Annotated in this window: 9 protein-coding genes; 2 read left to right on the top strand and 7 right to left on the bottom strand. The window is 60.0% G+C overall.

Annotation, left to right across the window (positions count from 1 at the left end; all coding sequences use genetic code 11):
* Positions 1–193: 193 nt before the first annotated feature.
* From purU to glyA, 6 genes are all read right to left on the bottom strand, one after another.
* Complete coding sequence (purU, locus tag BK659_RS19045) at positions 194–1,051, bottom strand: formyltetrahydrofolate deformylase (protein ID WP_123426521.1); 858 nt, start codon at positions 1,049–1,051, stop codon at positions 194–196.
* A gap of 191 nt (positions 1,052–1,242) precedes the next feature.
* Positions 1,243–1,875, bottom strand: a complete 633-nt coding sequence (locus tag BK659_RS19040; protein ID WP_019693990.1) for a sarcosine oxidase subunit gamma — start codon at positions 1,873–1,875, stop codon at positions 1,243–1,245.
* A 166-nt stretch (positions 1,876–2,041) separates the two neighbouring features.
* Positions 2,042–5,059: a sarcosine oxidase subunit alpha gene (locus BK659_RS19035; protein WP_123426520.1), complete on the bottom strand. Its 3,018-nt coding sequence runs from the start codon at positions 5,057–5,059 to the stop codon at positions 2,042–2,044.
* The gene (locus BK659_RS19030) at positions 5,056–5,385 is read right to left on the bottom strand and encodes a sarcosine oxidase subunit delta (RefSeq protein WP_123426519.1); all 330 of its coding nucleotides are present in this window, start codon (positions 5,383–5,385) and stop codon (positions 5,056–5,058) included. Before BK659_RS19030 ends, BK659_RS19035 begins: the two co-directional genes overlap by 4 nt.
* A 156-nt stretch (positions 5,386–5,541) precedes the next feature.
* On the bottom strand, positions 5,542–6,792 hold the full coding sequence (locus BK659_RS19025) for a sarcosine oxidase subunit beta (protein WP_071553033.1): 1,251 nt from the start codon (positions 6,790–6,792) through the stop codon (positions 5,542–5,544).
* Positions 6,793–6,815: 23 nt separating this feature from the next.
* Positions 6,816–8,069, bottom strand: coding sequence for a serine hydroxymethyltransferase (gene glyA / locus BK659_RS19020; RefSeq protein WP_123426518.1), 1,254 nt, complete (start codon positions 8,067–8,069; stop codon positions 6,816–6,818).
* A gap of 424 nt (positions 8,070–8,493) precedes the next feature.
* Here glyA and BK659_RS19015 point away from each other — a divergent pair, with 424 nt between their 5' ends.
* Positions 8,494–9,534 (top strand): threonine aldolase family protein, encoded by a 1,041-nt coding sequence (locus BK659_RS19015; RefSeq protein ID WP_123426517.1) that lies wholly within the window; start codon positions 8,494–8,496, stop codon positions 9,532–9,534.
* A gap of 152 nt (positions 9,535–9,686) precedes the next feature.
* On the opposite strand, the gene gbcB is transcribed toward BK659_RS19015, so the two are convergent.
* Positions 9,687–10,787: a glycine-betaine demethylase subunit GbcB gene (gene gbcB, locus BK659_RS19010; protein ID WP_123426516.1), complete on the bottom strand. Its 1,101-nt coding sequence runs from the start codon at positions 10,785–10,787 to the stop codon at positions 9,687–9,689.
* A 438-nt stretch (positions 10,788–11,225) separates the two neighbouring features.
* Here gbcB and gbcA point away from each other — a divergent pair, with 438 nt between their 5' ends.
* Positions 11,226–12,521: a glycine-betaine demethylase subunit GbcA gene (gene gbcA / locus BK659_RS19000; protein WP_123426514.1), complete on the top strand. Its 1,296-nt coding sequence runs from the start codon at positions 11,226–11,228 to the stop codon at positions 12,519–12,521.
* Positions 12,522–13,187 lie beyond the last annotated feature (666 nt).

Here is a 13,187-nt window from a genome sequence, read left to right as displayed (position 1 = left end):
TTGTTTTTATGTAGCGGTCGCGTCGCCAGGGGTCGGCGGCGCGTTGATTGCTCGGGTTTATTGCCTGTGTGTCTTGCGTTGTCTGTTATGCCGCCATCGCGAGCAAGCTCGCTCCCACAGGGTTTTGTGTCATACACGGATCTCAGTCACACCCTGAATCCACTGTGGGAGCGAGCTTGCTCGCGATGACAATCTAAAGAACGACAGTGCGATTGGCGTTGAGAAACACCCGCCGTTCAATGTGATAACCCACCGCCCGGGCCAACGTCAGCCCTTCGATATCCCGACCTTTGGCAATCAGGTCTTCGGGGTAATGGCTGTGATCCACCGCTTCCACGCCTTGGGCAATGATCGGGCCTTCGTCGAGGTCGTTGTTGATGTAGTGCGCCGTGGCGCCCACCAGTTTCACGCCCTTGTTGTAGGCCTGGTGATACGGCTTGGCACCTTTGAAACCGGGCAGCAACGAGTGATGGATATTGATCGCTTTACCGTCGAGCTTGCGGCACAGCTCCGGCGACAGCACTTGCATGTAGCGTGCAAGCACCACCAGCTCTGCACCGGACTCTTCGATCACCTGCCAGACCTGCCGCTCTTGCGCAGGTTTGTCGTTCGGGTCGAGCGGGAAGTGGTAATAGGGAATCCCGTGCCAGTCGGCCAGCGGCTTGAGGTCCGGGTGGTTGGACACCACCGCCACCACGTCCATCGACAATTGGCCGATGCGCTGGCGATAGAGCAAGTCGTTGAGGCAGTGATCGGCCTTGGAGACCATGATCACCACTTTTGGCCGGTGGTGCGGCGGCGTCAGTTCGAAAACCATGCCGAACGCGTCGGTCCGTTCGGCCAGACCTGCGCGAAACGCCTGTTCGTCGAAGGCATCAGGCTGACGGAACTCCACACGAATGAAGAAGCGGCCCGAAAGCCGATCATCGAAGGAGTGGTGCTCAGTGACGTAGCAACCCTGTTCGAACAGAAAACGGGTCACCGCATCCACCGTGCCCAAAACGCTTGGGCAATCGGCGGTCAAAATCCATGTATCTGGGGCGCGGCTCATAATGCGGTGACTCCTGTTCGTGGGTGACGCAGCTCTCGTAGCAGTTGCCGAAGGCTACGTCCGGCGGCGAAGCCGTCGTAAAGCCTGAATCCCCGATTCCGAATCAAAACCGGGGTGCCCGAATTGCGGCGGCTGCGCCGCCGAACGCAGCCTTCGGCAGCTGCTACAGGACATGTGCAAGCCTCAAAAAATCAAGCCTGAACGCTAAGGCCATACTCAGCCGCGGCATCCTGCAACCACAGCCACCAGTAATCCGAGAAGCTGCGGCGGATCAGCAGTTCCCAGGTGTCTTCAGCGGTATGGCGGATCACCAGTTGCGACTTGGCGAACACCGTGCCCACCGCTTTGCCCACCGGAAAATTGTTGGGGTGCACGTCGTAGCTGGTGGACTTCATCAGCACTTCGCGGACTTTCGGGCCGCTCAGTTCAAGAATCTGCTGACCGCCGCTGACGTTGACGATGGAGATGTGCAGATCGCCCAGCGCTTCGCGCAGTTTTTTCTCGGCGGCGAACTCTTCACCGCTCGGCACGATCAGCAGCCACTCGTCCGGGCCCATCCATTGCAGGCTGGTTTCGCCTTTGGCGACCACGGTCAGGGCGACTGGCAGTTCCAGGCCCAGGGCCTTGTGCACGCCAGCGGCGAACGCCGGGTTGTGAGCATCGCCACGAATGGTCAGGTGACCCAGGAGTTTTTTCTCACGCACGGTGACACCGGCGTTTTTACGGCCCTTGCCCACCAGGCTTTGCAGGCCCGCGTGGTGCAGCGACGACTCGGCCTTTGCCCCAGTGGTTGGGCGCTGTTGGTAAACGTTGGCTGTGGTCATAAAGCACCTGTCTTCAATTCTGTTGGTTCCGGCCCTGGTGGTGGCAACTCTGCCGCCATCGCGAGCAAGCTCGCTCCCACAAGGGTTACGCGATCTCCTGTGGGAGCGAGCTTGCTCGCGATGCAGTCAACGCGGTGCAGCTGCCACCCCACAGGACCCGAGGCCATCAAATGTTCTGGCGATCACCTTTCGGATCGAAGAACACCGAAGAAACGATTTCCGCTTCGATCACGCTGCCGTCGGCCAACGGCGCGAACACGCGCTCGCCGAGGCGCTTCAAGCCGCCTTTGACCACACCCATGGCAAACGAATAGCCGAGGGAGTTGTGGGCGTAGCTGGAGGTCACGTGACCGACCATGCTCATCGGGATCGCTTGCTTGGTGTTGAACACCAGTTGCGCACCTTCCGGCAGCCATTTGGTCGGGTCGATCGGCTTGAGGCCGACCAACTGTTTGCGCTGATCACGCACACAGTCTTCGCGGTTCATGCCACGCCAGCCGATCCACGAGAACGGTTTGGTGCGACCGACGCACCAGCCCATGTTCAGGTCGTCCGGGGTCATCGAGCTGTCAGTGTCCTGGCCGACGATGATGAAACCCTTCTCGGCCCGCAGGACGTGCATGGTTTCAGTGCCGTACGGCGTCAGGTTGTACTTCTTGCCAGCCTCGACGATTTTTTCCAGGACGCCCATGGCGTAGTCGGCCTGCACGTTGACTTCGTACGACAGCTCACCGGTAAACGAGATCCGGAACACCCGCGCCGGCACACCGCCCACCAGACCTTCTTTCCAGGTCATGAACGGGAAGCCGTCCCTGTCCAGATCGATGTCGGTGACTTCGCTGAGCAGCTTGCGGCTGTTCGGCCCGGACAGCGTCATGGTCGCCCAGTGGTCGGTGACCGAGGTGAAGTACACCTTCAGGTCTGGCCATTCGGTCTGGTGATAGATTTCCAGCCATTGCAGCACGCGTGCAGCGCCGCCGGTGGTGGTGGTCATCACGAAGTGGTTGTCGGCGAGGCATGCGGTGACGCCGTCGTCGAAAACCATCCCGTCTTCTTTACACATCAGGCCGTAACGAGCCTTGCCCACATCGAGCTTGGTCCAGGCGTTGGTGTAGACGCGGTTGAGGAACTCACGCGCATCCGGACCTTGAATGTCGATCTTGCCGAGTGTCGAGGCATCCAGCAGACCTACGCTTTCACGCACGGCCAGGCATTCGCGTTTCACCGCGGCATGCAGGTCTTCACCGTTTTTCGGAAAGTACCAAGGACGTTTCCACTGACCGACGTCTTCGAACTCGGCGCCGTTTTTCACGTGCCAGGCGTGCAGTGCGGTGTAGCGCACTGGCTCGAAGATGTGCCCACAGTGACGACCGGCTACCGCGCCGAAAGTCACCGGCGTGTAGTTCGGGCGGAACATGGTGGTGCCCATCTGCGGGATGGTCACGTTCAGCGAACGGGCGGCGATGGCCAGACCGTTGACGTTGCCGAGCTTGCCCTGATCGGTGCCGAAGCCCAGCGCGGTGTAGCGCTTGACGTGCTCGACCGACTCGAAGCCCTCGCGGGTCGCCAGTTCGATGGCGGCAGCGGTGACGTCGTTCTGCAAGTCGACGAATTGCTTCGGCGCCCGTGCGGTGGCCTTTTCATGTGGCACCTGGAACAGCGCCAGAGTCGGCTCTTCCAGACGGCTCAGAGCTTTTGGCAGTACGCCTTCGACCGCTTTGAAGCCGGCTTCGCTGGCAGCGCGCACGCCGCCTTCAAAACCGTCAGCCAGAGAGTCGCCGAGGCTATAGACGCCATTGATGCCGCCAACGCACACGCGTTTTTGTGGTGCTTCGCCCGGGATGAACCCGAGGATGTCTTCACGCCAGATCGGTTTGCCGCCCAAGTGCGACGCCAGGTGAACCACCGGGCTGTAGCCGCCGGAGCTGGCAACCAGATCGCATTCAAGCCATTCGCCAGGGCTGGTGACGGTGTGTGCTTTAACGTCGATCGCTGCAACGCGAGCGGCGGTTACGCGCTTGCTGCCGCGTGCTTCGATGACTGCACTGCCGGTCAGAATACGGATGCCTTTGGCCCGCGCTTCTTCTACCAGCGCACCGCGTGGATTACTCCGCGCATCGGCGATGGCCACCACTTGCAGGCTGGCGTCGAGCCAGTCCAGCGCCACGCGGTAGGCGTGATCGTTGTTGGTCGACAGCACCAGTTTTTTGCCCGGCGCGACGCCGTAACGGCGCACGTAAGTCGAGACTGCACCGGCGAGCATGTTGCCCGGCACGTCGTTATTGCCATAGACCAGCGGACGCTCGTGAGCGCCGGTTGCCAGTACTACGCGCTTGGCGCGAACCCGGTGAATACGCTGACGAACCTGGCCAATCGGTGCGCGGTCGCCGAGGTGATCGGTGAGGCGTTCGTGGATGGTCAGGAAGTTGTGGTCGTGGTAACCGTTGACGGTCGCACGAGGCAACAGCAGCACGTCCGGCAAGCCTTTGAGCTCAGCGATCACGCTGGCAACCCATTCGGTCGCCGGTTTGCCGTCGAGGCTTTCACGGGAATCGAGAAGGCTGCCGCCGAACTCTTCCTGCTCATCGGCCAGAATCACTCGGGCACCGCTGCGCGCAGCCGCCAGGGCAGCCGCCAGACCGGCCGGGCCACCGCCGACGATCAGCACGTCGCAGTGCTGGTTCATGTAGTCGTAGGTGTCCGGATCGTTTTCGGTCGGCGAACGACCAAGACCTGCGGCCTTACGAATGTACTTCTCGTAGGTCATCCAGAACGATTGCGGGTACATGAAGGTTTTGTAGTAGAAACCCGGTGGCATCAGCTTGCCGCCGACCTTGCCGAGAATCCCCATCATGTCGTTGTTCACGCTCGGCCAGCCGTTGGTGCTGGTGGCGACGAGCCCCTGGTACAGCGCCTGTTGGGTGGCGCGTACGTTAGGAATTTGCGTGGCTTCGGTGGCACCGATCTGCAGCACCGCGTTCGGTTCTTCGGCACCGGCGGCGAAGATCCCGCGAGGACGCGAATACTTGAAGCTGCGACCGATGATGTCGACACCGTTGGCCAGCAATGCAGCGGCCAGGGAGTCACCTTCAAAGCCTTTGTAGATCTGGCCGTTGAAGCTGAAGCTCAGGACTTTGTTGCGGTCGATCCGTCCACCGTTGGACAGGCGATTGATCTGGCTCATACCTTCGCTCCCAGAGCCTGCGCGGCCGCTTTCGGACTTTCAGTCTTGTCGGTGAACTGTGGCTTGGTGCCGATCTTGTAGGTTTCGAGAATCTCGTAGGTCACGGTGTCACGGGTGACGTTGAAATACTGACGGCAACCGGCGACGTGATCCCACAGTTCATGGTGCAAGCCACGAGGGTTATCGCGGAAGAACATGTAGTCGCCCCACTCCTCGTCGGTGCAGGTGTTCGGGTCCAGTGGGCGCGGGATATGCGCCTGGCCGGATGCGTGGAATTCCTCTTCGGAGCGCAGCTCGCCGCAGTGAGGACAGAAGATATGCAACATAGGGATTTCTCCTCTCAAGCCGCTTGAAAACGTAACGAGCGAAGGCAAGACAAGGCAAAAACAGGGGAGAAAGCGGAGCTTAGTTTACTAAGTGAGCATTTCGAGCCTGTTTTTAACGCAGTATTGCCGAGCGCAGTAGTTTTCATGAGGCCTTTGTTAGTGGGCGACCGCAGCAGCGCCATGTTCATCGATCAGCGCACCGTTGTGGAAACGGTCGATGGAGAAAGGTGCCGCCAACGGGTGCATTTCACCCTTGGCCAGGCTGGCGGCAAACACGTTGCCCGAGCCCGGTGTCGCTTTGAAACCACCGGTACCCCAACCGCAGTTGAAGAACATGTTCGGCACCGGAGTTTTGGAAATGATCGGGCACGCATCCGGCGTGGTGTCGACGATGCCGCCCCACTGACGGTTCATGCGTACGCGGGACAACACCGGGAACATCTCGACGATGGCCTGGATGGTGTGCTCGATCACCGGGTACGAACCGCGCTGGCCGTAGCCGTTGTAGCCGTCGATACCAGCGCCGATCACCAGGTCGCCCTTGTCGGACTGGCTGATGTAACCGTGCACGGCGTTGGACATGATCACGCTGTCGATAATCGGCTTGATCGGCTCGGACACCAGCGCTTGCAGCGGGTGCGATTCGATCGGCAGACGGAAACCGGCCAGTTTGGCCATGTGCCCGGAGTTACCGGCCGTGACCACGCCGACACGCTTGGCGCCGATGAAGCCCTTGTTGGTTTCAACACCGATGCACACGCCGTTTTCCTTGCGGAAACCGATCACTTCGGTCTGCTGGATCAGGTCCACGCCCAAGGCATCGGCCGCACGGGCAAAGCCCCAGGCCACGGCATCGTGACGGGCCACGCCGCCGCGACGCTGAACGGTAGCGCCCATCACCGGGTAGCGAGTGTTTTTCGAGCAGTCGAGGTACGGAATCTCGTCAGCCACTTGTTGAGCGGTGAGCAGCTCGCCATCGACGCCGTTGAGGCGGTTGGCGCTGACCCGACGCTCGGAATCACGGATGTCCTGCAGGGTGTGGCACAGGTTGTAGACGCCACGCTGGGAGAACATCACGTTGTAGTTCAGGTCCTGGGACAGACCTTCCCAGAGTTTCATCGCGTGCTCGTACAGGTGCGCCGACTCGTCCCACAGGTAGTTGGAACGCACAATGGTGGTGTTGCGCGCGGTGTTACCGCCGCCCAGCCAGCCTTTTTCGACCACGGCCACGTTAGTGATGCCGTGTTCCTTGGCCAGGTAGTAGGCGGTCGCCAGACCATGCCCGCCGCCGCCGACGATGACTACGTCGTAGACTTTTTTCGGAGTCGGCGTGCGCCACATCCGCTGCCAGTTTTCGTGGTGGCTGAGGGAGTGTTTGAAGAGGCCGAAGCCTGAGTAGCGTTGCATAGTCATTTACTCCAAAACCGCGCTCAGCGATAAACCGGGAAGTCCGCGCACAGGGCTGCCACATGCTTGGCAACATTGGCCTCGACATCGGCGTCGCCGAGGTTGTCGAGGATGTCGCAGATCCAGCCGGCCAGTTCAACGCACTGGGTAACCTTAAAGCCGCGAGTGGTGACCGCCGGGGTGCCGATACGCAGGCCCGAGGTGACAAACGGCGATTGTGGATCGTTCGGTACGGCGTTCTTGTTCACGGTGATGTGGGCACGACCCAAGGCGGCGTCGGCTTCCTTACCAGTCAGGCCCTGACGGATCAGGCTCACCAGGAACAGGTGGTTGTCAGTACCGCCGGACACTACATCGTAGCCACGTTTGATGAAAACGCCGGCCATCGCCTGTGCGTTGTCGATCACTTGCTGCTGATAGACCTTGAAACCAGGCTCCAGCGCTTCCTTGAAGCACACCGCCTTACCGGCGATCACGTGCATCAGCGGGCCGCCCTGGGCACCGGGGAAGACTGCCGCGTTGAGCTTTTTCTCAATTTCTTCGTTAGCCTTGGCCAGGATCAGGCCGCCACGCGGACCGCGCAGGGTCTTGTGGGTGGTGGTGGTCACCACGTCGGCATACGGCAGCGGGTTCGGGTACAGGCCGGCAGCGACCAGACCGGCAACGTGCGCCATGTCGACGAACAGCAGCGCACCCACCTTGTCGGCGATCTGACGAAAACGTGGGAAGTCCAGAGTCTTGGAGTAAGCCGAGAAGCCGGCGACGATCATCTTCGGCTTGCATTCGACGGCCAGACGCTCGACTTCGTCGTAGTCGATCAGGCCGGTTTTGGTGTCGATGCCGTACTGCACGGCGTTGTACAGCTTGCCGGAGGACGACACCTTGGCGCCGTGGGTCAGGTGACCGCCATGGGCCAGGCTCATGCCGAGAATGGTGTCGCCGGCTTGCAGCAGGGCCAGGTAAACGGCGCTGTTGGCCGACGAGCCGGAGTGCGGCTGGACGTTGGCGTAATCGGCGCCGAACAGCAGTTTGGCGCGTTCGATGGCCAGCGCTTCGACTTTGTCGACGTGCTCGCAGCCGCCGTAGTAGCGCTTGCCCGGATAGCCTTCGGCGTATTTGTTGGTCAGGCCACTGCCTTGCGCTTCCATGACACGCTTGCTGGTGTAGTTCTCTGACGCGATCAGCTCGATGTGATCTTCCTGGCGCAGCTCTTCGGCATTCATCGCCGCCAGCAGTGCATCGTCGTAACCCTTGATCTGGTCTTGCTTGCTGAACATCGCGTCTCTCCCAGCGGCGGCTTGTGCGCCTTTCGTCTCGGTGAGGCACGTACCTTTCGGCAGTGCCCTTTGGATGCGATGGTATGGCCGGCGCAGACAGGTCAAATGCCTATGGACGCCACGCAAAGGTGCGTTTACGACATACGCCCAAAGAGCGACCACTGACCGGCGCTCGCGACACACCCGGCGTGCTCGGCGTAGGAGCTGCCGAAGGCTGCGATCTTCTGGCGATATCGCAGGCACCGCAGAATCAAGATCAAAAGATCGCAGCCTGCGGCAGCTCCTACGCAGGTTCAACACACCGTTGCGTGTAGTCCTGTGCATAATTGCCTGACGTCTTTGTATTTTTCTGACAGACACATCGCGTGTGCTCCCCCGTCCATCTTGGGTACAGTGCGCACCATCATCGACCACGGAGCCGGCCATGACCGACAAGAGCCAACAATTTGCCAGTGACAACTATTCCGGTATCTGCCCGGAAGCCTGGGCCGCCATGGAACAGGCCAATCATGGCCATCAACGTGCCTACGGCGACGACGAGTGGACCGCACGCGCCTCGGACGATTTCCGCAAACTGTTCGAAACCGACTGCGAAGTGTTCTTTGCCTTCAACGGCACCGCGGCCAACTCGCTGGCGCTGTCGTCGCTATGCCAGAGCTACCACAGCGTAATCTGCTCGGAAACCGCCCACGTCGAAACCGACGAATGCGGCGCGCCGGAGTTCTTCTCCAACGGCTCCAAGCTGCTGATCGCACGCACTGAAAACGGCAAGCTGACCCCGGAATCGATCCGCGAAATCGCCCTCAAGCGCCAGGACATTCACTACCCGAAACCGCGCGTCGTGACCCTGACCCAGGCCACCGAAGTCGGCAGCATCTACACCCCGGAAGAAATCCGCGCCATCAGCGCCACCTGCAAAGAGCTGGGCCTGAACCTGCACATGGACGGCGCGCGCTTCTCCAACGCCTGCGCGTTCCTCAATTGCTCGCCCGCCGACCTGACCTGGAAAGCCGGCGTTGACGTGTTGTGCTTCGGCGGGACGAAAAACGGCATGGCGGTGGGCGAGGCGATTCTGTTTTTCAACCAGAAACTCGCTGAAGACTTCGACTACCGCTGCAAACAGGCCGGGCAACTGGCTTCGAAAATGCGTTTTCTCTCGGCACCGTGGGTCGGCCTGCTGGAAAACGACGCCTGGCTCAAACACGCCCGCCATGCCAACTACTGCGCACAGTTGCTGGCCGAGCTGGTGAGCGACATTCCAGGTGTTGAACTGATGTTCCCGGTGCAAGCCAACGGCGTGTTCCTGCAACTGTCGGAATCGGCCGTCGCCGCACTGACCGCCAAGAGCTGGCGTTTCTACACCTTCATCGGCAAAGGCGGCGCCCGCTTCATGTGCTCGTGGGATACCGAGGTAGAGCGCGTGCGGGAACTGGCGGCGGATATTCGCGAGGTCATGACCGCCTGAGCCTGACCCCGTAGGAGCTGCCGAAGGTTCGGGCCGCGTTCGGACGATCTTTTGATCTTAAAAATCAAAATCAAAATCAAAAGATCGCAGCCTTCGGCAGCTCCTACGTGGTTATTCGGCAGCTATCAAAGATAGTGGTCGATTCGACCGTGCTAGAACTCGATGCGCACATCGCCCTTCGGCACGCTGCAGCACGACAGGATGTAACCCTCGGCTTCGTCTTCTTCGGTGATCCCGCCGTTGTGCTCCATTTCGACCTCGCCACCCAGCTTCATTACCTTGCACGTCCCGCAGATGCCCATACCGCAGGCTTTCGGAATCAGCAGCCCAAGCTTGGCTGCAGCGGCGTGAACGGTTTCGCCCGGCGCCACGCGGATGCTTTTGCCGGACGCGGTGAATTCCACCTGATGCAGATCCGCCACGTCGATTTCCGGCGCATCGGCCGCTTGTTCGGCTTGCTCCACCGCATCGGCGCGGGCCTCGGGCGGTGTAGCACCGAAGGATTCCTCGTGATACCGCGTCATGTCGAAACCAGCGGCTTCCAGCAGGCGTTTGACCGCGTGCATGTAAGGCGTCGGGCCGCAGCAGAACACTTCGCGCTCAAGGAAGTCCGGCGCCATCAATTCCAGCATTTTGTGGTTCAGGTAACCGCGATAACCGGCCCAGGGCTCACCCAGACCATGCTTCTCGCAGATCAGGTGCAGGCTGAAGTTATCGATCCGCGACGCCATGTGCTCCAGCTCGCGATGATAGATGATGTCTTTCGGCGAACGGGCGCTGTGGATAAACACCATGTCGACGTTGCCGTTGGTGTCGTAGAACCAGCGGGCCATGGACATGACCGGCGTGATCCCGACGCCACCGCTGAGATAGAGCACTTTCGGTGCGGTGAAATCCATCGCGTTGAACAGCCCGACCGGCCCGTGCACCGCCAGCTCCTGGCCTTCGTGCAGGGTGTCGTGCAACCAGTTGGAGACCTTGCCGCCCGGTACGCGCTTGATGGTTACCGAAAAGCTGTAAGGCACCGACGGCGAGCTGGAAATGGTGTACGAGCGCATGATCGGCACGCCGTCGATTTCCAGCTCCAGGGTGACGAACTGCCCCGGCTTGAAGAAGAACATGATCGGCTGGTCGGCCATGAAGCAGAAGGTCCGCACGTCCCAGGTTTCCTGGATGACTTTGACGCAACGGACAATGTGCCGACCATTGGCCCAGGTCTGGGTGGTTACTGGGTTCAGGAAGCTATTGGACATGCTGATCTCCACGGCCGACTGTCGGCCTCATGTTGCCGATTCTGCGTATAGCGCAGATTGCCCATTTACCTATCTGCGACATTCACATGCTTATCGCGACCAGCCCACAACCACCGGGGGTTGAGCGTCGGGAACAGATTGGGCCATGTCGCCCATGGATAAGGTTCTGGCCCGCGCCGGCCCCACACTCGCTTCAACAGATAAACGCTGTTTTCTGCCTTGCGTAGCAACCGTGGCCAGTGTCACGGGGTTGTACGGAGCAAGCCCGGATGCATGAAGTTCTGAGCCAAGGCGCCGCGACGAGTCATAGCCCGCTATGGCGAGGAGCGGCAACGCAGGATCAGGACTTCAGGCGCCGGACTTGACCGTACAATCCCGTTACACGGGCCATACAGCCACTATTCGCCGGCCACACAGATGGCCATGAGGACTTAAACGATGGACGTCACCACTACCCTGAGCTTGGGCGATCCACTGGAACCCGCACGCAAGGCCACCGCGCAGATGCTGCAAGAGCGCGAGCGTACGTTTTCGCTGCCACAGCCGTTCTACTCTGATGAGCGGTTGTTTGATATCGACATGCAGGAGATCTTCCAGAAAGAGTGGCTGATCGCCGGCATGACCTGCGAAATCCCGACCAAGGGCAACTACCTGACGCTGCAGATCGGCAAGAACCCGATCATCGTGATTCGCGGCGCCGAAGGCGTGGTTCATGCCTTCCATAACGTCTGCCGCCACCGTGGTTCGCGTCTGTGCACCAGCGAAAAGGGCAAAGTCGCCAAACTGGTTTGCCACTACCACCAGTGGACCTACGAGCTTGACGGTCGTCTGCTGTTCGCCGGCAGCGAGATGGGTGACGACTTCGACATGAAGCAGTACGGCCTGAAACCGGTCCACGTGAAGACCGCTGGTGGCTACATCTTTATCAGCCTCGCGGAAAACCCGCCGGCCATCGATGACTTCCTGTCGACACTGAACCATTACATGGAACCGTACGACATGGAAAACACCAAGGTGGCGGTGCAAACCACCCTGGTGGAACAGGCCAACTGGAAACTGGTGCTGGAAAACAACCGCGAGTGCTACCACTGCAACGCGTCGCACCCGGCACTGCTGAAAACCCTGCTGGAATGGGACGACGTCACCGACCCACGCGCCGACCAGGCGTTCAAGGACCACGTAGCCGCCTCTGCCGCTGCCTGGGAAGCCGAGAAGATTCCTTACGCACACGCAAGCTTCGGCCTGCGTAACCGCATCGTGCGCATGCCGCTGCTCAAGGGCACCGTGTCGATGACCCTGGATGGCAAGCAAGCCTGCAAGAAACTCATGGGCCGGATCCAGAACCCGGACCTGGGCTCGATGCGCATCCTGCACCTGCCGCACTCGTGGAACCACTGCATGGGCGATCACATCATTGTGTTCACCGTATGGCCGATCAGCGCGCAAGAGACCATGGTCACCACCAAATGGCTGGTGCACAAGGACGCGGTCGAAGGTGTGGATTATGACGTCGACCGCATGCGCGAAGTCTGGGATGCCACCAACAACGAGGACCGTCGTCTGGCCGAAGAGAACCAGCGCGGGATCAACTCCACGGCGTATCAGCCAGGCCCGTACTCCAAGACCTACGAGTTCGGCGTGGTGAACTTCGTCGATTGGTACAGCGAGCGTCTGCTGAGCAACCTGGGGGCCGAGCCTGCGCCTTATCTCAAGGGCGTGCCGGTTCACGGCTAAGAGCAAAAGCATCGCGAGCAAGCTCGCTCCCACAGGGGATTGGTGGTGTTCACAAATGCTGGGAACAACATCAATCAATGTGGGAGCGAGCTTGCTCGCGATGGCGGCCTACCTGTCACCACATCCCTCCCCTCGATACTCTCCCCCAAATCTTAGAACTGTACGAAATATGATCTATTGCGTTCCAGCCTATAAGGAACGTGGCGTGCAGCCTTCAACGAACAAGTTATCCACACCTCCACCCACAGCAAATGGGGACAACTGTGGAAAGACTGAAAGTTTTCTCCACAGAAACTGAAGAAAATCCGTGACTTATCCAGAAGCAGGGTTTCTGGCAGCGATTGAGCGTTTTTTGACCAGAACCCTGTAAGCCACGGTTTGTATAGCTTGCAGCGGATCGCGAACACCTTATCCACAGAAGCGCCAACAGACTTTGGGGGCAACTCCACAGCACCGACCCTGCTTTGTGGAAAACCGCGTCCAGGCTGCATATTTAGCGGGTTTGAGCGACAAAAGAACGGCAAAACCTGGCATTTGGTCAGTTATTAACCAGAAGCTTGAAAGCCCCGATCTGTATGGCTTACAGCCGACAGCGAACATCTTATCCACAGAAGCGCCAACAGAGATTGGGGGCAAGTCGTGAATCAGCGATTCCCTTATCCACTG

The sequence above is a fragment of the Pseudomonas brassicacearum genome (genome assembly GCF_003732225.1).
Lineage (GTDB): Bacteria > Pseudomonadota > Gammaproteobacteria > Pseudomonadales > Pseudomonadaceae > Aquipseudomonas > Aquipseudomonas brassicacearum_E.
The sequence above is the reverse complement of the archived record's forward strand: the minus strand, read 5'-3'. Positions and strand labels throughout refer to the sequence as shown.